Below are 17,857 nucleotides of genomic sequence, written 5' to 3' on the forward strand. Positions count from 1 at the left end.
AAAATAATATTGGGCGACTAAAAATACTATCCTGTACTCTCATGCGAAAGATAATTTGTGTTTTTTTATAAAATAAGTTCAGAGTAAATTAGATTTCTGTGGTTGCAAGTATGACATCAACAAATATAATATCTGTATTTAACTGATAATAAGGATTTTATACAAGTGTAAACTGCCGACTGTTGACCATAGACTACTTATTTTGAACTTTATCTCGCAAAAACCTATTATTTACTGAAACAGTTATAGAATCAAATATGAAAAAATCAGAAATTAATTTTACTGTAGAATTAGATGAAACTCGTATTCCAGAAAGAATTTTTTGGGATGCTACCGAAAACCCAAATGAAGGAATCAATGAAACTAAAGCGATTGCCATTGGAGTTTGGGACCATTATCACCGTGGTTTATTAGGAATCAATCTTTGGACAAAAGATATGCCCGTTGATGAAATGAAGCATTTTGCAGTTGATATTGTTGGAAATGTAGCACAATTAGTTGCCGATGCAACTGGAGATAAAAAACTAATCGAAATTTTAGAAAGCACTTGTCGCAGCATGAAGCGTCATATTGACGAAGAAGCGAAGAAAGAAGCTCAAGCATAAAACAAAAACGGCTGAATCCTGAGTATTCAGCCGTTTTTTTATGTTTCTGACATCAACTTACGCTTTTTTCGGAGTAATGATTTTTGTCCAAGTCAATAATTTAATCAACGGATAAGTTGGGTCGAACTCATACCATTTCTTAGCAAAATTGATTGACATCGGATGTTTGTGGTGATTGTTCTGAAACAATTCGCCCATCATCAAAACATCAAAAATCAACGAGTTCTTTGACTCATCATGGTTGTCAAAATTTTGATAACCATATTTATGTCCACTCCAGTTTACGATAGCTCCGTGAATTGGCCCCATCAAAAAGTGGATTGGTAAAAGGAAGAAAAATCCCCAGTGAATATCAAAATAGAAAAAGCCAATTACATAAAAAGCAATATAGGCAAATCCCCAAGCCAAACGTGAAACCCAATTATCTCCGATTTTATCAATCAGATTCCATTCGGGTAAATCTTTCTCAAAACGCTCTTCAATTTTGAATTTGTAGTTCAAAACTGCATTATAAATATCTTTGGTTTTCCACATCATCGTAAACAAATTTTCGGTGTGATGCGGCGAGTGAGGGTCTTTTTCAGTATCACTATATGCGTGGTGCATACGGTGTAAAACAGCATACGAACGTGGATTCAGATAAGACGAACCCTGTGTAATGTAAGTAAAAAAATAAAAGAATCGCTCCCAAAATTTGTTCATAGTAAACATTTTGTGAGCAGAATAACGGTGCAAGAAAAATGTTTGACTGAAAAGCGACAAATACCAATGAGCAAAGAAAAACGAAAGTGCAGCAACCATGCTTAGAAAATAGAAGTTTTGTTGTTTTTGAAAATACAAATATACAAGTCTAACACAAAAGAAGTATGGAAAGTTGGTTACGTATATGGGTCAAACATAAAGTTCTTCAAAATATCCAAAAAATATTCTCAAAATTATCCAATTTTAGTAACTTGTAAAGGCATATTGCACCAAATTAGCACCCATTTGCAATGCTTTCGTACGAAGCTCTTCGGGGTCATTATAGACACTTCTATCTTCCCAGCCGTTTCCTAAATCACATTCATAACTAAAATAACAAACTAAACGCCCTTGCCAGATGAGTCCGAATCCTTGTGGAGCATTGCCGTCATGCTCATGCACTTTGGGCAAACCAGTAGCAAATTTATATTTCTGCTGATAAACTGGGTGAGAAAATGGCAGCTCAACAAATTCTAATTCTGGAAAAACTTTTTTCATCTCACGACGAATAAATTTATTCAAACCATAATTATCATCAATATGAAGAAAGCCGCCAGAAATTAAATATCTACGAAGGTTTTGAACCTCGCCATCATTGAAAACTACGTTTCCGTGACCAGTCATGTGAATAAATGGGTATTGGAAAATATCGGTGCTACCGACCTCAATAATATCTTCTTCGGGGAAGATATTCATTTTAAGATTTTGGTTGCAGAATTTAATCAAATTTGGTAACGATGTCTTATTGGCATACCAGTCACCACCGCCACCGTATTTCAGTTTACCGATTTTAATTGTCGGCTGTTGTGCAAAAGCAAGGTTTGCAGCAATTATACTGAGAAATATTAAAATATTTTTTTTCATAAAGTCAATTTATAAAATCTTTACTACCAACTAAAATTGACAGATTGAAAACCTGTCTTATAAAAATGTATTCACTACCGTACAAGCCACAACACCTGCGGTCTCAGTACGTAATCTCGAATTTCCGAGTGTAACTACTTGAAAACCAGTTTGTTTTGCCATTGCAATCTCTTCTTTGGTAAAATCTCCTTCGGGGCCAATCATCATTAAAACTTCCTTTTTATCAGCCACTACATCTTTTAAAGGTTTTGCATCATCAGTTAGATGAGCAATAAACATAGCTTCAAAGTTTGCGTTATTAATAAATTTATCAAAATCTGTCAATTCATTGATTTTAGGCAAATAGGCTTTGAGAGATTGTTTCATTGCCGAAATTGCTATTTTTTCAAGCCTTTCAGTTTTCTGATTTTTTCGTTCCGAATGTTTGGTTTGAATTAACGTAATTTCGTCGATACCTATTTCAACGCATTTTTCAATAAAATATTCGATGCGGTCAGCGTTTTTGGTTGGAGCAATCGCTATATGTAGATAATGGTTACGTTTCTCAAACGCTCGTTCAACCGACAAAATCTTGACTTCACATTTTTTTTCATGTGCTTTCACAATTTCGCACTCAAACAAACCTCCCACTCCATCAACAACATGAATTTTATCTTTGATGTTTTTTCGTAGCACTTTTACACAATGCCTTGAGTCTTCTTCACTTAAAATTGGAGTTTTTTCAATATCAGATTGATAAAAAAGCAGCATCTTTAATTATTTTTACAACCACCTATTTCAGCCGAAAAGTCGCTACCGAGTTCGGCATCAAAACCATGATTCAAATCTATTGATTTTTTTGCTTCCAAAGATAGTTGTTTTGCATTAGTTATCGAAACGATTGTAGTAATTGATATATTCGCTCCGATGTAAGCTACTGCTGGAAGCGTCTTTAAATTAACATTATCAAGGCATTTTAAGGCCACTTCTTTTGTATTTGACTTAGTATTTGGTGCATTTTCAGCAAAAACTCTGTAAAAATAAATTTTACCCAGTTCGGCTTGTGTATCATAATAATTACCGCCCGACACAACACCAATTTCACCAAAGCTATTATTATCAGTCGAACGCTCTACATGATATTTGGTCTGAGCATTGCTATTCCAAGTGAGTTTAACTTGAACATCTTCATTAACTTCGGTATTGAGCGTAATTACTGTTGGTGGAGGTAAAATAACTGGTGTTTCGCCACCAATACTTATGTTGTCAAAACTAAAGGCACGCATTCCATATTTGTTTTTGAGATGAACCCCGTTATAAAAACTCACCCCAAATTCGCCATAAGCATTAGGCAGATAAGAAACCGTTTTTGCGTTTTCAATATTGGCAACCGTCAAAAATATTCTATTACCAATGCCTTCTCCGCTTTGTACAACATCATTTCGGCCATCGACATAAATGAAATCTTTCATACTCCACGTTTTACCGCTGGCTGATGAGTCTTGCGGATAAATCATTTCCATACCTTCATCAAACTCTAAAACTAATTTCTGATTTTCCCAATATACTTTTTTTATATCAGGCGAATAAACTTGTGAAGACTGATTATCATTATATATTTCTCGCCCAACTATTCTTGCAAGTTCATAGGCCGTTTGACTGTAACCTTTCAGGCCATAATGCAAACCATCGTATCCGCCAGTTCCAACAGTACTCATAGTTGTGATTTTGGGCATAAGATATTTTGTGCGTCTTTGATAATCACGCAAAAAACCAGCTTTACTGTTGTTGACTGTGAGAATGTTTGTCTGAATATTGAAGACTTTCTTGAGATTCGGAAAATCAAGGTTTAGGTTATTGTAAAGCTTTTCAAACTCAGCTGGGTATTGCTCGGACTCCAATTGAAATGAACCATCGCTTTCGCCATGTCGAAAAATCACATATTTGATTTGGTCTTTCACATCACTGAATATCGTTTGTAAAAGCAATTTACCATAATGAGTATTTTTATCAGCAGGGTTTTCAGAATTTCGATTGTTTAGTCCTTTTATGTCAGAACCGCCCACCGAACCAACTATTACGCCTACAGGATAATTATATTTTCCACAAAGAAATTTCTGAAATTCGAGCGTTCCAGTGCCTGGCCAAGTTGAGGTTTTGTAAGGTAAAACCCATTCACTATCGCCATTATCGAAGTTAGCAACCGTAAAAAATCTCATTAAAGGATTTTCGGCGGGTCTGTAAGTGTCAATTCCTCCAGAACCAAGTGCATTTGACTGGCCATATATCAAAAATAAATCGCCAACCGCTACTTGAGTTGATTTCTTAATTTCTCTTGTGTCATCAAGTGTCAGAATGAATGTATAATTAAAATTTCCAGCTTTTAAGGTTGGTGAAAATGTAAAATCAGCAGAAGCATCCAATGTTTGTTCTGAAAAAACATTTCCATCTTGAAGAATTTTTAAAGAAATTGAAGAATGTCCGTTTTCGGTGATTTTTCCTTTTACTTGAAAAATAGCTTCATCTTGGTCATTACGTTGTAATACTTGATTATTGGCAGGAAATTTAGACAGATTTACCTGAGAAAAAACCTCTACACTACTCAGAAAGAGCAGAAATGCCATTAGGATGGAGCAATATTGATTCTTAAATGGGGGCATTACAGACATTCTATTGTTTTTTGAATTAAATAGAAAAATCGTGCCAAAAACAAAAAAGGTACTTTCTTCTGCAAGAAAACACCTTTTCGCAAGAGATTTTGTTATTTTACTATATATCTACCAGAATCTTCAATTACTATTTCGGGCAATTTTTTAGAACTTTCAAAAGCATCAAAACCCGGTTTTAACCACGACCAAAAGGCCAATAAACTGGCATCAGTACCAAATTCATTATTGATTGCTTTATAATTTTGCTCATTCATAACGGTTGGAAATATATGAACATTGATTTTCCCACCCGCACTTTTGGCTTTTGCAGCCAATAAATATAGTTCTTTGATATTTTCATCACCAATCGGAATACATCCAATCGTCACGCAATGACCATGAATAAAAATATTATCTCCAGGATTAAGCTTATCAGCAAAGACGAGGTCTGATTTATTCGGATAATTGATTCTGAACGAGAGATAATATTGGCTTTGTGGATTAAACAAATCTACTTCATAAAATCCCTCTGGAATTTGGCGGTCGCCTGAGCGACGCTTTGGCCCCAAAAAACCAGTTGTAGCACAATAGTCATAGGTTTTGACCAATGTAAATGTTTCGTCAGATTTATTTTTTGCCCAAACTTCAAGCTTCTGTTCTTTCTTGAAGGCCCTTAGAAATAAATCAAAATTGGTAGTATTAATACTTTTTGAAGCCAATAAATCATTAATGGCTTTCGATTTTTCTTTATTGGCAGCAAAAACCCTTGGGAATTTAAGTTGCTGCTCGAAAAAATTTGTAGGGGGAGTCATTGACATAAGGATTGATGTCAAAAGAATCATCGTAAAGGTTCTTTTCATTTTTGTTTTAGGGAGTATAAATTTGCGAACTCCGTAAATTTTGTTCTTTTTTTGAATATTTCACAATTTAGACGCAAAAATTTACCTAAAATATACAAATTCTCGCAATTTTATTTTCCCACCAACCATTTCAAAAATTGTGGCATTGCTTCGCTCCACGTTTTCTGATTATGTTCACCGCCAACAATCTCGACGTACTCAATGTCTCTGCCACGCACATAACCTTTTCCTTCTAATTCTTTTATTAAATCGAGTGTATCGTCAATCGAATCAATAATCCCATTATTATTTCGGTCATCTTGCTCGTCGTTAGTGCCACATTCCAACCAAAATTTTTGTCCAGCATTATAGTTGCCATTTCTTACCAAAACGTGCATAATTCGGTCATTGTGGTCGTCGTAGCCATCTTCATAGGCCTTTTTTCGCCACCAAAAAGAAGCACTAAATGCACCTACTTTTGAGAAAAATTCAGGATTACCCCAAACAATGTCCATTGCAGAAAGTCCTCCCAACGAAAAACCACAAAAATAATTATTAGTGTTTGAGGCGGACGCTTTGTAATTTGATATGATGAATGAAAAAAACTCCGATACTACGAAATTCTTGTAAGCCTCTGCTAAATTTCCACGGTTTTTATAATCAGGCATTGAAGCCGTACCGTATTCTTTCAAACGATTTTCGTTGGTGTGTAGGCCTACAAAAATCAAAGGTTCGATTTCGGCATGGGCATATAATTTGTTTAGTGTCTGTTCGATTTTGAGGTGTTCAAAGTCTTGACCATCATTCATGTACAACACTTTCAAATCAGATAAATTATCATAATTGGGGGGTAAAACTACATCATAAACTACCTCTCTGTTGAGGAATGAAGATTTGAATTTTTGATTTTTAATAACTAAAGCCTTTTGCACGTACTTGGATTTTTTTGTGATGAAAGATTTGGCAAAATTAACAATTCCTTTACCTTCAAAAATAAAAAAATCAAAAATCATTTGTTTCATTGCAGAAATTGGACTAATATTTCAAAGAAATTTTAGATTCCGTTAAACGCAAATATTCGATACAGATAATATATCTGTTGATTCTGAACAAAATAATATTTTACAAAAACACAAAAACACAACAATTTACAGACAATTAAAAATCACAATCCGCTGATTATCAATATTTTATTTGGCGACTTGATTTTTAAAATTAAAAACAAAATACGAATTTTGCACTTTCATCAAACGTACATCGAAAATTTATGCAAGAAAAACATATAAAGTTTTATTCACACATCATGAGTCAAGACATCGACATTCTGATTAGTGGTCACTGGGGCTATCCTATTTTAATGTTTCCTACGTCGATGGGAAATTATCTACAAAACAAAGATTTCGGACTTCTGGACACCGTTGGTGATTTGGTTGATGCAGGAAAAATAAAACTTTATAATGTCGATAGTATTGATTTCCAAAGCTTCTATGCCAAGGATTTGCCTGCTCATGTAAAAATTTACAATTACAATTTATATACACAATTTCTGAAAGAAGAACTCGTACCTGCTATTCAGCGTGAATGTGGAGTGCATAGAATTGCTGTTGCTGGTTGTAGTTTTGGGGGCTATCATTGCTCAAACTTTGCTTTCAAAAATCCTGATTTGGTTGCTCACATGTTTAGTATGAGCGGAGCATTTAGTATCAAGAGTTTCATGAAAGGCCACTACGATGATAATGTGTATTTCAACGAACCAATGGATTTTATGAACCACGCAGAATCTTGGAAATTCAATCACATGAATATCGTTTTAGGTACATCAGACTGGGATATTTGTCGTGAAGATAATCTAAATATGTCGAGACTTTTGGCAAATAAAGGCATCAATCATTGGTATGACGAAAAACGTTGGGCAAGCCACGATTGGCCACTTTGGAAAATGATGTTTTCGGAGTATGTCAGAAAAATGCCACTTTATAGTTAGTGATTAGTTACTGGTTGTCAGTTATCTGTATAGCAAAAAATACATTTTCATCAAAAACGTGCTTTAAACAACCCCAAAAGCACAGCATAACCTTAAATCAAGTCCCCCCATTGGGGGTTAGGGGGCTAACAACATGAAAAAAATAGGTATATTATTTGGAATGGAAGATACGTTTCCATGGGCTTTTATTGAACAAGTAAACAAAACTGCTCCTGCTGGAATTATTGCTGAGGCGGTTCAAATTGATAAAGTTGAGCAAGGCGTACCTACAGATTACGCAGTAATTATTGACCGTATTTCGCAAGACGTACCATTTTACAGAGCATATTTGAAAAATGCAGCTCTTTGCGGAACGGCCGTTATCAATAACCCATTTTGGTGGAGTGCCGACGAAAAATTCTTCAATAACTGTTTAGCAGTAAAACTCGGTGTTCCTGTTCCGAAAACTGTCCTTTTACCATCAAAAGAGCGTCCAGACGATACAACCGAAAAATCATTCCGCAATTTGGTTGCTCCACTTGACTGGGGATATATGTTCAATCAAATCGGTTTCCCCGCTTACATGAAACCACATGCTGGTGGAGGCTGGAAAAGTGTTTACAGAGTTGATAATCCTGATGATTTGTGGCACAAACACGGCGAAACTGGTCAACTTGTAATGCTTTTGCAAGAAGAAATCCAGTTTACAGATTATTATCGTTGTTATTGCTTAAATGGCAAATATGTGCATATTATGCCTTATGAGCCACGCAATCCGCACCATTTGAGATACGCAACTCAGCCAAAAACAACAGGCGAAGCACATAAAAAACTCATGGCTACTATAACTGACTATGTGTTGAAATTGAATCACGCTTTGGGGTATGATTTTAATACGGTTGAATTTGCTATCCGTGATGGTATTCCGTACGCTATTGACTTCTGTAACCCTGCTCCTGATGCCGATATTCACTCAGTTGGACAAGGAAACTTCGATTGGATAGTAGAAAATGCAGCCAAAATGGCAATTGAAAGAGCAATCGAACAAGTAGATGGCAAAAACAACTGTACTTGGGGAACCTATGTAAGAGAAGCAGCAATGCCAGCAGCACCAGCCGCAGTTCCTGTCAAAAAAGCTCCAGCTAAGAAAAAATAAAACAATTTTGAGCCGTGTTATTGAAAAATAGCACGGCTTTTCTTTAAATTGTATTTTTAATCAACATAATTCTCATTCTTCATTCTACATTCTTAATTGTGCGAAAGCACTTTATACCGAATAAACTATGTCTCTATTTACTTTAGGTATTGAAGAAGAGTTTCAAACCATTGACCCAAAAACTCGGGAATTACGCTCTCACATGTCGAAACTGGTCGAAGGTGGGCAGGTAATTTTACAAGAACGCATCAAACAAGAAATGCACCAAGCGGTGGTTGAGATGATTTCGAGTGTTTGCGAAAATATCCAGCAAGCACGAGAAGAAGTGACTTATCTCCGCCGAATGCTTTTTGATTTGGCTGCTAAACAAAATCTACACATTGCGGCAGCAGGAACGCACCCATTTTCGGACTGGCAAAAACAGCTTATCACCGAAGATGCTCGCTACGATAAGCTAATAGACGATATGCGTGATGTGGCTCGCTCAAACCTCATTTTTGGCTTGCACGTACACGTAGGTATTCCAAGCCGTGAAGAAGGGATGCAAATTCTGAACGCTGCACGCTATTTTTTACCACACATCTACGCACTTTCGACAAACTCACCTTTTTGGTGCGGTCGAAATACAGGTTTTAAATCTTATCGTTCAAAAGTTTTCGATAAATTTCCTCGCACGGGTATTCCCGACTATTTTTCGAGCGTAGCCGAATACGATAATTATGTAAACTTGCTCATCAAAACTGGTTGTATCGACAACGGCAAGAAAATTTGGTGGGATTTACGTCTGCACCCATTTTATCCGACAATCGAATTCCGCATTTGTGATATTCCGATACGTGTCGATGAAACCATTTGTTTGGCGGCCTTAATGCAAGCAATTGTAGCTAAACTTCATAAATTACACCAACAAAATCTTAGTTTCCGTCCATATCACAAAATGCTCATCAGTGAAAATAAATGGCGAGCTGCTCGTTACGGAATCCACGGTAATTTGATTGATTTTGGTAAAGAAATTGAGGTACCATACTCGCACTTGGCTGAAGAGTTGATGGAATTTGTTGATGATGTTTTAGACGAACTTGGAAGTAGAAAAGAAGTGGAATACATCCACGAAATATTGAAAATGGGAAGCGGTGCAGACCGACAACTAAAAGTTTTTGAAGAAACTAAAAGCCTAAAATCTGTTGTTGATTATATAGTAAACGAGACCAAAATCGGGCTTTAAATAAGGAATCTCTTTAATTTGAGGGTATATTTTCGTAAATTTACCCTCAAAATACACCCATAAGTATGAAAGAAGATATTAAAATTGCAATTTTAGATATGTACAATGGCTTTGCCAACGAAGGTATGCGTTGTATAAAAATGTTGTGCGGAGAATTTCTTGCACAAGAGGGTATCAAGGGAAACTACGATATTTTTGATGTAAGAAAAAAGAACGAAATACCTAAAATTGAGGATTATGATATTTTCATTTCGACTGGTGGCCCAGGAAATCCATTACCTGAAGGACACGAATGGGAAGCCAAATTTGGCAATTTTCTTGACCAAATTTTTGCCTACAATCAAGCAAATGACAACAAAAAATATTTGTTTTTGATTTGTCACTCTTTCCAAGTTGCCAGCCATCATTTGCAATTAGGGTATATTTGTAAGCGTCGCTCGACTTCGTTTGGAGTCATGCCAATTCATCGAACAAGCGATGGTGAAACTGAACCGTTTTTCAATGGTTTACCCGAAATTTTCTATGCCGTTGACTCAAGAGATTATCAGATGATTCAGCCAAACTGGCAGAAAATCAATGATTTTGGAGCAAAAGTACTGTGTCTCGAAAAAATCAGAGAATACGTTCCGCTCGAAAGAGCTATTATGGCTATTAGATTTTCTGAGGAAGTTTTTGGTACTCAGTTTCATCCCGAAGCCGATGCCGAAGGTATGCTCCGCTATTTCAAACAAGAAGAAAAAATGATTGCTGTAATCAGCGAACATGGTTCAGACAAATACGAACAAATGATTGACCACCTCGATGACCCTGATAAAATCATGCTCACCGAGTCGATAATCATCCCATCGTTTTTGAATCATGCTGCCGAACAAATTTTAGCAGTTGCATAAATTCCCTCTATTATGATTCCTGCCATCCGACAACAATTCAACGAAAGTTTCACGACACAAAAATATGAAGCAATGATTGCGGAAATTCATAAAGATTTCCCCAATCAGCTTGATTTTAGAGTTGCCGAAACCCCTGTTTTCGTTCCGAAAGAACTAAAAATCAAGCTATTACAGGCTTGTAATGATATTATTGAGGTCTTACTGAAGCCCGATTTTAAGGAAAAAACTAATCGTGCAATTCCTGCCAATCAGAATGTGCCGAATGAAGACGCTCACCCAAGTTTTTTGGCAATTGACTTTGCAGTTTGCAAAGACCAAAATGGCGAGTTGAGTCCGCAACTCATTGAGCTACAAGGCTTTCCTTCGCTGTTTGGTTATCAATGGTATTTGGGGCAGAAATACCGCAAGTTTTTTATCGACCCAAAAGGCTTTAGTCAATATTTCAATCGTCTTTCGATGGCATCTTATGTCGATGAAATGAAAAAAGTTTTGTTGGGCGAGGAAAATGCTGAAAATGTAATTTTGCTCGAAATTTACCCCGAACAGCAAAAAACACGCTTAGATTTTGAAATTACTCGACAACTTTGGGGAATCGAACCCGTTTGTTTGACCAAAATCAAAAAAGTTGGCCGACAACTTTTCTATGAAAAGAATGGAAAAACCATTGAAATCAAACGTATATATAATCGACTGATTTTTGATGATTTATTACAGAATTTTCCCGACTTGCAAACTAATTTCAAAATGACTGATGATGTGGATGTCAAATGGGTGACTCACCCAAATTGGTTTTTCCGTATCAGTAAGTTCACTTTACCTTTGCTCAAAAGTGTATTTGTACCGCAAAGTTATTTTTTATCAGATTTGAAAGAATACCCCACCGACTTAGAAAATTATGTTCTAAAACCATTATTTTCATTCGCAGGAAGTGGTGTAAAACTTAATTTTACGAAAGAAGAATTGGATGCCATTGCTGATAAGGAGAATTATTTGATTCAACGAAAAGTTAAATACGAACCAATTATCGAAGATAAAGAAGGAAATATGATAAAGACTGAAATCAGAATGTTATTTACATGGGAAGATAATGCTCCTCGACCAAAACTTGTTACAAATCTGGCTCGTTTAAGTCGTGGGGAAATGATTGGTGTAAACTTCAATAAAAATTTCGATTGGGTAGGCGGTAGTTGTGCCTTTTTTGAAGATTAATTTTGGAAAAATGATAATAAGTTGAGAGTCAGTGTCTAATATTGCAAAATTTAGACACTGACTCTTTTTATTTTATTCAAATTAATTTCTTATTAATTCATTATTATTAAAATATTTTATTTTTACTCGAAATAAATCAATCTTTCAAAATGAAATATAAAATAATTTTATCTACCCTACTATTTTTTTCTTTAATAAGTGAAAGTGGTTTTGCACAAAATACTATTCACCCAACTTCGTCGCTTTATCAATATCCAAAAGAACCCGAAGTTCGTCAAAAACTCGAAAATTGGCGTGACCTCAAATTTGGTATGATTATCCACTGGGGGCTTTATGCTGTGCCTGGTATCATCGAGTCTTGGTCGATTTGTAATGAAGATTGGATTACAAGAGATTCAATGAGCAGATATGACGACTACAAAAAATGGTACTGGGGACTCAGTAAAGATTTTAATCCAACCAAGTTCGACCCCGAATCTTGGGCAAAAGCAGCCAAAAGTGCAGGTATGAAATATTTGGTTTTTACGACCAAACACCACGACGGCTTCAATATGTTTGATACCAAATACAGTGATTTCAAAATCAGCAATGGTCCTTTTGCCAATAATCCACGTGCAGATGTAGCCAAATATGTTTTTGATGCTTTTCGTAAAGAAAATTTCATGATTGGAGCATATTTTTCAAAACCCGACTGGTACACACAGTATTATTGGTGGGACAGATACGCTACACCCGACCGTAACGTAAACTACGATATTCGCAAAAACCCATGGCGTTGGAATAAATACAAAGAATTTACCTACAATCAAATCAATGAACTTACCTCAAACTACGGAAGCGTAGATATTTTGTGGTTAGATGGTGGTTGGGTACGTCCGTTAAACACCGTAAATGATGAAGTACGCTCGTGGGGAGCACCGATTCCGCCATTCAGTCAAGAAATTGATATGCCGAAAATAGCCACCATGGCACGCAAAAATCAACCAGGTTTATTGATTGTTGATAGAACAGTTCATGGGCCATACGAAAACTATCGAACACCTGAGCAGACAATTCCGAAGACTAAATCAGATACTCCGTGGGAAAGCTGTATCACACTTGGTGGTGCTTGGGGCTACGTGCCAAACGATAATTTCAAAACGGCATCAAAAGTAATTCACACTTTAATTGAAGTGGTAGCCAAAGGCGGAAGTCTTTTATTAGGGGTTGGCCCAACCGCAGAAGGAACATTACTTGATGCACAAGTAGAAAGATTGAACGAGATTGGTAAATGGTTAGATAAAAACGGAGAGGCAATTTACGGTACCCGTGCAACCGACCATTTTAATGAGAATGATATTTATTTTACGAAAGGGAAAGGAAATAATTTGTATGCTTTAGTGAAAATAAATGAAGGTTCTGCTCCGAGTGCAAGTATTTCTTGGACAAAAAATATCCCAAAATCTGGCAGCAAAATAACACTATTGGGAGAAGATATTTCGTTGAAGTGGGAAAAGAAAGGTGAAAAAGTTTTGGTATATTTACCGAAAGAAATTACCGAAAAATATCATTCATCACCAGCTTTGGCTCTCAGATTTGAGAAATAAAGTCTATTCAACCCTATCTATGAAAACCATCCATCTATTCACCATCATCCTACTATTGGCATTTAATTGTTTTTCACAAGTAACATTAATCAAAGAAGGATTCATTGATGCAAACCCCGAAGAAAAATCTTGCCATGCCTCAACTATTGTAGAGCTTTCTGGCGGCAAATACATGGCAGCTTGGTTTGCTGGAGAACACGAAAACCACCCCAAAGTGTGCATTTGGGTTTCGACAAAAATTAAAGAAAATTGGAGCAAACCTGTAAAAGTGGCTGATGGTATCTATGAAGGCACTCAATATGCTTGTTGGAATCCGGTTTTGTTTAAAAACCCATCGGGTAAATTATTTTTATTCTACAAAGTTGGCATCAATCCAAGAGAATGGTGGGGAATGATGAAGACTTCTTTGGATGAGGGCAAAACTTGGTCGGCCGCTACTCGCCTACCCAATGATATTTTGGGACCAATCAAAAACAAAAGTATTCAACTCAAGAACGGTGATATTTTACACCCATCAAGCACCGAAAGTGTAGATAGCAAAGTTTGGCATACACACGTCGAGATTTCGGATGCAAATGGCGAAAATTGGCGAAAAATTCCGATTGAATGCGGTGAATATGGTGTAATTCAGCCTTCGGTATTGATTCATAAAGATGGAAGATTGCAAATGCTATTGCGTAGCCGTCAAAACAAAATTATTCAGTCGTGGTCGTCGGATAATGGAAAAACTTGGAGAGAACTCACTCCCATAAATTTACCCAATCCAAATTCGGGTATTGATGCTGTTACGCTAAAAGATGGTTCATTCTTATTAGTTTACAACCCACTTCCATCAGGGAAGGAATGGTCGAATGGCAGAAATGTATTAAAATTGGCACATTCGACCGATGGAATTAATTGGACAGATATTTATACACTTGAAAATAAAGAAAAAGGAGAGTTTAGCTACCCTGCAATCATTCAATCTTCTGATGGTTTAGTACATATCACCTACACTTTTGACCGAAAATTGATTAAGAATGTAGTTTTGAGTGTAAAATAAAAGTTTTCCAATAATTAAAATCCCCACAAAATTTGTGGGGATTTTTAATTATTACTATTTACTCACCTTAATCTTTGTAATTGTATTCGATACAACTTCTTCATAATAAGCCATTACTTTTCGACCATTGATTTTTACCATTTCAGGGGTTACATAATAATCGAATAATAGTTTTTGGTTATCAGTTGTTGTAATAGAAATTGTGCTTGGCAAATCACTTTCGGTTACTTTTCCAGCTCCTCTCAATACACCTACAACAATCTGCACATTATCACTAAACTGCATTGGCTCAGTATTTATAGCAGATTTTCCGTTGATTTGTAAATCGATTAAGGAATTTGTAAAATCGCTATTATAAGTAAATGCTACGTATTTGCCTTTCCATTTCTGCAAAATTCCCATATTTACATTTTTTACTTCTTCAAGATTTATTGTAAAGTACTCTGAGAATTTACGCTCGGGAAACTCAATATGTAGGGTAGCCAAAGGATAGCCCGAATCCTCCACTCCTCTTAAAATGCCCAACTCATTTATTCCATCATCAACTAATGTTTTATTAGTCTTTGGAATTGCCGAATTGCTATGATTTGAGATAAACAACAAAGAAAAAACGAGTAAAATGGCAGCGATTATTTGAAAATTTTTCATTTGATAATAGGTTTATAGTGATTAGTTTTAGTTTGTAAATAACTCATTAATTAGCGATATATACAAAAAAATGCTCCACAATTTCGTGTGGAGCATTTAGCAATTTTATTACTTTAAGCGAACATTAATACATCAAAAGCTCTGTTCACTTCAACTAATTATTTGTTAACTTCTGCAGCAATCAAGTTCAATGCCGAACCAGCCTTAAACCACTCAATTTGACTTGCGTTATAAGTGTGGTTCAATTTGATTTCTTCCGAAGAGCCATCTTTGTGCGTAATAACCAAAGTCAATGGCACACCCTCAGAGAACGTTGTTAAACCTGTGATTGCAAAAGTATCATCTTCTTTGATTTTATCGTAATCTGCTGGATTTGCAAATGTTAATGCCAACATACCTTGTTTTTTCAAGTTTGTTTCGTGGATACGAGCAAACGAACGAACAATGATAGCACGAACACCCAAATGACGAGGCTCCATAGCAGCGTGTTCACGAGATGAACCTTCGCCATAGTTTTCGTCACCTACAACGATTGTACCTACGCCAGCGGCTTTGTACGCACGTTGTACAGCTGGAACTTCACCATACTCACCTGTCAATTGGTTTTTAACCGTGTTTGCTTTATCATTCACGAAGTTAATGGCACCAATCAAAAGATTATTCGAGATATTATCAAGGTGTCCACGGTATTTTAACCACGGGCCAGCCATTGAAATATGGTCAGTTGTACATTTTCCTTTAGCTTTAATCAATAATTTCAAGCCCGAAAGGTCGGTTCCTTCCCAAGGTTTGAATGGGTCAAGTAATTGCAAACGGTCAGATTTTGGACTTACCGCGACTTTTACTTTGCTACCATCTTTCTTAGGTTTTTGGTATCCAGCATCTTTCACATCAAAGCCCATTGGAGGCAATTCTACGCCAAATGGGTTCTCAAGTTTCACCTGTTCGCCATTTTCGTTAGTCAATGTATCTTTTACTGGGTTGAAAGTTAAATCACCAGCGATGGCAAATGCTGTAACAATTTCAGGAGAAGCCACAAATGCGTGTGTATTTGGGTTACCATCAGCACGTTTTGCAAAGTTACGGTTGAATGAAGTGATGATTGAGTTACGCTCACCTTTTTCAGCACCGTGTCTTGCCCATTGACCAATACATGGTCCACAAGCGTTGGCTAAAACTACACCACCGATTGCATCAAATTTAGCTAAGATGCCATCACGCTCTGCTGTGAAACGTACTAATTCAGAACCTGGAGTGATTGTGAATTCTGCTTTCGCTTTTACGTTTTTAGCAGCTGCTTGTGACGCTACCGAAGCAGCACGTGTCATATCTTCATAAGAAGAGTTGGTACACGAACCGATAAGACCCACATCTAATTTTTGCGGCCATTTATTTTTGATAACTGCTTTCGCAAATTTTGATAAAGGCCAAGCCAAATCTGGCGTGAATGGACCGTTGATTCTTGGCTCCAATCTCGAAAGGTTGATTTCGATTACTTGGTCGTAGTATGCTTCTGGATTATCAATACATTCTTGGTCAGGGCGTAACAAATCTTTGATACCATTTGCTAAAGAGGCTACTCTTGCACGGCCAGTTGCTTTTAAGTAAGCGGCCATTTTGCGGTCATAACCAAACAATGAAGTAGTAGCACCGATTTCAGCACCCATATTACAGATAGTACCTTTACCAGTTGCCGATAAGCTATCAGCACCTTTACCGATATACTCAACGATATAACCAGTACCACCTTTTACTGTTAAACGCCCAGCAACTTCCAAGATAACGTCTTTTGCAGAAGCCCATCCTTTTAATTTACCTGTTAATTTAACTCCAATTAATTTTGGCATTTTCAATTCCCAAGCCAAGCCTGCCATAACGTCGCAAGCATCAGCACCACCAACACCAATCGCTACCATACCCAAACCACCTGCATTTGGTGTGTGAGAGTCAGTACCAATCATCATACCACCTGGGAAGGCGTAGTTTTCGATAACTACTTGGTGAATAATACCAGCACCTGCTTTCCAGAAACCGATACCATATTTATTTGAAACAGAAGCTAAGAAATCATAAACTTCTTTGTTTTTTTCGGTAGCAATTTTTAAATCGTCAGTCGCACCCACTTTTGCTTGAATCAAGTGGTCGCAGTGTACCGTTGAAGGCACAGCTACTTTCGGTCGACCCGCCGACATAAATTGTAATAATGCCATTTGAGCAGTTGCATCTTGCATAGCTACACGGTCAGGAGCAAAATCTACGTAATCAGCTCCACGGTTGTAAGCTTTGGTCGGCGAACCTTCCCACAAGTGCGAATAAAGAATTTTTTCGGCCAAAGTAAGCGGACGACCAACTGCCTTACGTGCAGCGGCTACTCTTTCTGGCATTCGAGCGTAAACGCTCTTAATCATATCTAAGTCAAAAACTGCCATTAGTTAAAATAATTTAAGATTTATTGTTACCGA

At 36.7% G+C, this 17,857-nt stretch carries 16 protein-coding genes; 8 read left to right on the forward strand and 8 right to left on the reverse strand.

All coding sequences use genetic code 11. The features are described 5' to 3' along the window. Nucleotides 1-257: 257 nt before the first annotated feature. Nucleotides 258-605, forward strand: coding sequence for a gliding motility protein GldC (gldC, locus tag IEX65_RS06650; protein ID WP_188765238.1), 348 nt, complete (start codon nucleotides 258-260; stop codon nucleotides 603-605). 57 nt (nucleotides 606-662) lie between these two features. Here gldC and IEX65_RS06655 read toward each other — a convergent pair whose 3' ends face one another. From IEX65_RS06655 to IEX65_RS06680, 6 genes are all read right to left on the reverse strand, one after another. Then, the gene (locus IEX65_RS06655) at nucleotides 663-1,406 is read right to left on the reverse strand and encodes an acyl-CoA desaturase (protein ID WP_188765239.1); all 744 of its coding nucleotides are present in this window, start codon (nucleotides 1,404-1,406) and stop codon (nucleotides 663-665) included. 144 nt (nucleotides 1,407-1,550) lie between these two features. Continuing rightward, nucleotides 1,551-2,210 (reverse strand): DUF4159 domain-containing protein, encoded by a 660-nt coding sequence (locus IEX65_RS06660; RefSeq protein ID WP_188765240.1) that lies wholly within the window; start codon nucleotides 2,208-2,210, stop codon nucleotides 1,551-1,553. A 57-nt stretch (nucleotides 2,211-2,267) separates the two neighbouring features. Beyond that, complete coding sequence (locus IEX65_RS06665) at nucleotides 2,268-2,960, reverse strand: 16S rRNA (uracil(1498)-N(3))-methyltransferase (protein WP_188765241.1); 693 nt, start codon at nucleotides 2,958-2,960, stop codon at nucleotides 2,268-2,270. A gap of 2 nt (nucleotides 2,961-2,962) precedes the next feature. Further along, the gene (locus tag IEX65_RS06670) at nucleotides 2,963-4,813 is read right to left on the reverse strand and encodes a sialate O-acetylesterase (RefSeq protein WP_188765242.1); all 1,851 of its coding nucleotides are present in this window, start codon (nucleotides 4,811-4,813) and stop codon (nucleotides 2,963-2,965) included. Nucleotides 4,814-4,950: 137 nt separating this feature from the next. Further along, nucleotides 4,951-5,697 carry a L,D-transpeptidase family protein gene (locus IEX65_RS06675; RefSeq protein ID WP_188765243.1) on the reverse strand — a complete coding sequence of 249 codons (747 nt, stop codon included), beginning with the start codon at nucleotides 5,695-5,697 and terminating at the stop codon, nucleotides 4,951-4,953. A 110-nt stretch (nucleotides 5,698-5,807) separates the two neighbouring features. After that, nucleotides 5,808-6,698: an alpha/beta hydrolase gene (locus IEX65_RS06680; protein WP_229250547.1), complete on the reverse strand. Its 891-nt coding sequence runs from the start codon at nucleotides 6,696-6,698 to the stop codon at nucleotides 5,808-5,810. Between the two features lie 245 nt (nucleotides 6,699-6,943). Between IEX65_RS06680 and IEX65_RS06685 the strand changes: the two genes are divergently transcribed. The 7 genes from IEX65_RS06685 to IEX65_RS06715 all read left to right on the forward strand — a co-directional run bounded on the left by IEX65_RS06685 (nucleotide 6,944) and on the right by IEX65_RS06715 (nucleotide 14,747). Next, entirely contained in the window at nucleotides 6,944-7,660 is a 717-nt protein-coding gene (locus IEX65_RS06685) for an alpha/beta hydrolase-fold protein (RefSeq protein ID WP_188765244.1), read from the forward strand. Nucleotides 7,661-7,793: 133 nt separating this feature from the next. Continuing rightward, nucleotides 7,794-8,795, forward strand: a complete 1,002-nt coding sequence (locus IEX65_RS06690) for an ATP-grasp domain-containing protein (protein ID WP_188765245.1) — start codon at nucleotides 7,794-7,796, stop codon at nucleotides 8,793-8,795. 127 nt (nucleotides 8,796-8,922) lie between these two features. Continuing rightward, on the forward strand, nucleotides 8,923-10,020 hold the full coding sequence (locus IEX65_RS06695) for a carboxylate-amine ligase (protein WP_188765246.1): 1,098 nt from the start codon (nucleotides 8,923-8,925) through the stop codon (nucleotides 10,018-10,020). Between the two features lie 65 nt (nucleotides 10,021-10,085). Then, nucleotides 10,086-10,910, forward strand: a complete 825-nt coding sequence (locus IEX65_RS06700; protein ID WP_188765247.1) for a type 1 glutamine amidotransferase — start codon at nucleotides 10,086-10,088, stop codon at nucleotides 10,908-10,910. Nucleotides 10,911-10,922: 12 nt separating this feature from the next. After that, a complete protein-coding gene (locus IEX65_RS06705) occupies nucleotides 10,923-12,119 on the forward strand; it encodes an ATP-grasp domain-containing protein (protein WP_188765248.1) in 1,197 nt (398 codons plus the stop codon). A 149-nt stretch (nucleotides 12,120-12,268) separates the two neighbouring features. Then, nucleotides 12,269-13,705, forward strand: coding sequence for an alpha-L-fucosidase (locus tag IEX65_RS06710; RefSeq protein ID WP_188765249.1), 1,437 nt, complete (start codon nucleotides 12,269-12,271; stop codon nucleotides 13,703-13,705). A 19-nt stretch (nucleotides 13,706-13,724) separates the two neighbouring features. Next, the gene (locus IEX65_RS06715; protein WP_188765250.1) at nucleotides 13,725-14,747 is read left to right on the forward strand and encodes a sialidase family protein; all 1,023 of its coding nucleotides are present in this window, start codon (nucleotides 13,725-13,727) and stop codon (nucleotides 14,745-14,747) included. Nucleotides 14,748-14,801: 54 nt separating this feature from the next. On the opposite strand, the gene IEX65_RS06720 is transcribed toward IEX65_RS06715, so the two are convergent. Together IEX65_RS06720 and IEX65_RS06725 are read right to left on the reverse strand one after the other, a co-directional pair. After that, nucleotides 14,802-15,395 (reverse strand): hypothetical protein, encoded by a 594-nt coding sequence (locus IEX65_RS06720; protein WP_188765251.1) that lies wholly within the window; start codon nucleotides 15,393-15,395, stop codon nucleotides 14,802-14,804. 158 nt (nucleotides 15,396-15,553) lie between these two features. Continuing rightward, nucleotides 15,554-17,824, reverse strand: coding sequence for an aconitate hydratase (locus tag IEX65_RS06725; protein WP_188765252.1), 2,271 nt, complete (start codon nucleotides 17,822-17,824; stop codon nucleotides 15,554-15,556). Between the last annotated feature and the right edge of the window lie 33 nt (nucleotides 17,825-17,857).

Source organism: Emticicia aquatilis, assembly GCF_014644295.1.
GTDB classification, from domain to species: Bacteria; Bacteroidota; Bacteroidia; order Cytophagales; family Spirosomataceae; genus Emticicia; species Emticicia aquatilis.

Bases quoted from the DNA above. Each gene is read 5' to 3' on its own strand.
- IEX65_RS06700 (WP_188765247.1), top strand. From the start codon at position 10,086: ATGAAAGAAGATATTAAAATTGCAATTTTAGATATGTACAATGGCTTT.
- IEX65_RS06715 (WP_188765250.1), top strand. From the start codon at position 13,725: ATGAAAACCATCCATCTATTCACCATCATCCTACTATTGGCATTTAAT.
- IEX65_RS06685 (WP_188765244.1), top strand. From the start codon at position 6,944: ATGCAAGAAAAACATATAAAGTTTTATTCACACATCATGAGTCAAGAC.
- IEX65_RS06695 (WP_188765246.1), top strand. From the start codon at position 8,923: ATGTCTCTATTTACTTTAGGTATTGAAGAAGAGTTTCAAACCATTGAC.
- IEX65_RS06690 (WP_188765245.1), top strand. From the start codon at position 7,794: ATGAAAAAAATAGGTATATTATTTGGAATGGAAGATACGTTTCCATGG.
- IEX65_RS06705 (WP_188765248.1), top strand. From the start codon at position 10,923: ATGATTCCTGCCATCCGACAACAATTCAACGAAAGTTTCACGACACAA.
- IEX65_RS06675 (WP_188765243.1), bottom strand. From the start codon at position 5,697: ATGAAAAGAACCTTTACGATGATTCTTTTGACATCAATCCTTATGTCA.
- IEX65_RS06725 (WP_188765252.1), bottom strand. From the start codon at position 17,824: ATGGCAGTTTTTGACTTAGATATGATTAAGAGCGTTTACGCTCGAATG.
- IEX65_RS06720 (WP_188765251.1), bottom strand. From the start codon at position 15,395: ATGAAAAATTTTCAAATAATCGCTGCCATTTTACTCGTTTTTTCTTTG.
- IEX65_RS06670 (WP_188765242.1), bottom strand. From the start codon at position 4,813: ATGGCATTTCTGCTCTTTCTGAGTAGTGTAGAGGTTTTTTCTCAGGTA.
- IEX65_RS06680 (WP_229250547.1), bottom strand. From the start codon at position 6,698: ATGAAACAAATGATTTTTGATTTTTTTATTTTTGAAGGTAAAGGAATT.
- IEX65_RS06665 (WP_188765241.1), bottom strand. From the start codon at position 2,960: ATGCTGCTTTTTTATCAATCTGATATTGAAAAAACTCCAATTTTAAGT.
- IEX65_RS06710 (WP_188765249.1), top strand. From the start codon at position 12,269: ATGAAATATAAAATAATTTTATCTACCCTACTATTTTTTTCTTTAATA.
- gldC (WP_188765238.1), top strand. From the start codon at position 258: ATGAAAAAATCAGAAATTAATTTTACTGTAGAATTAGATGAAACTCGT.
- IEX65_RS06655 (WP_188765239.1), bottom strand. From the start codon at position 1,406: ATGGTTGCTGCACTTTCGTTTTTCTTTGCTCATTGGTATTTGTCGCTT.
- IEX65_RS06660 (WP_188765240.1), bottom strand. From the start codon at position 2,210: ATGAAAAAAAATATTTTAATATTTCTCAGTATAATTGCTGCAAACCTT.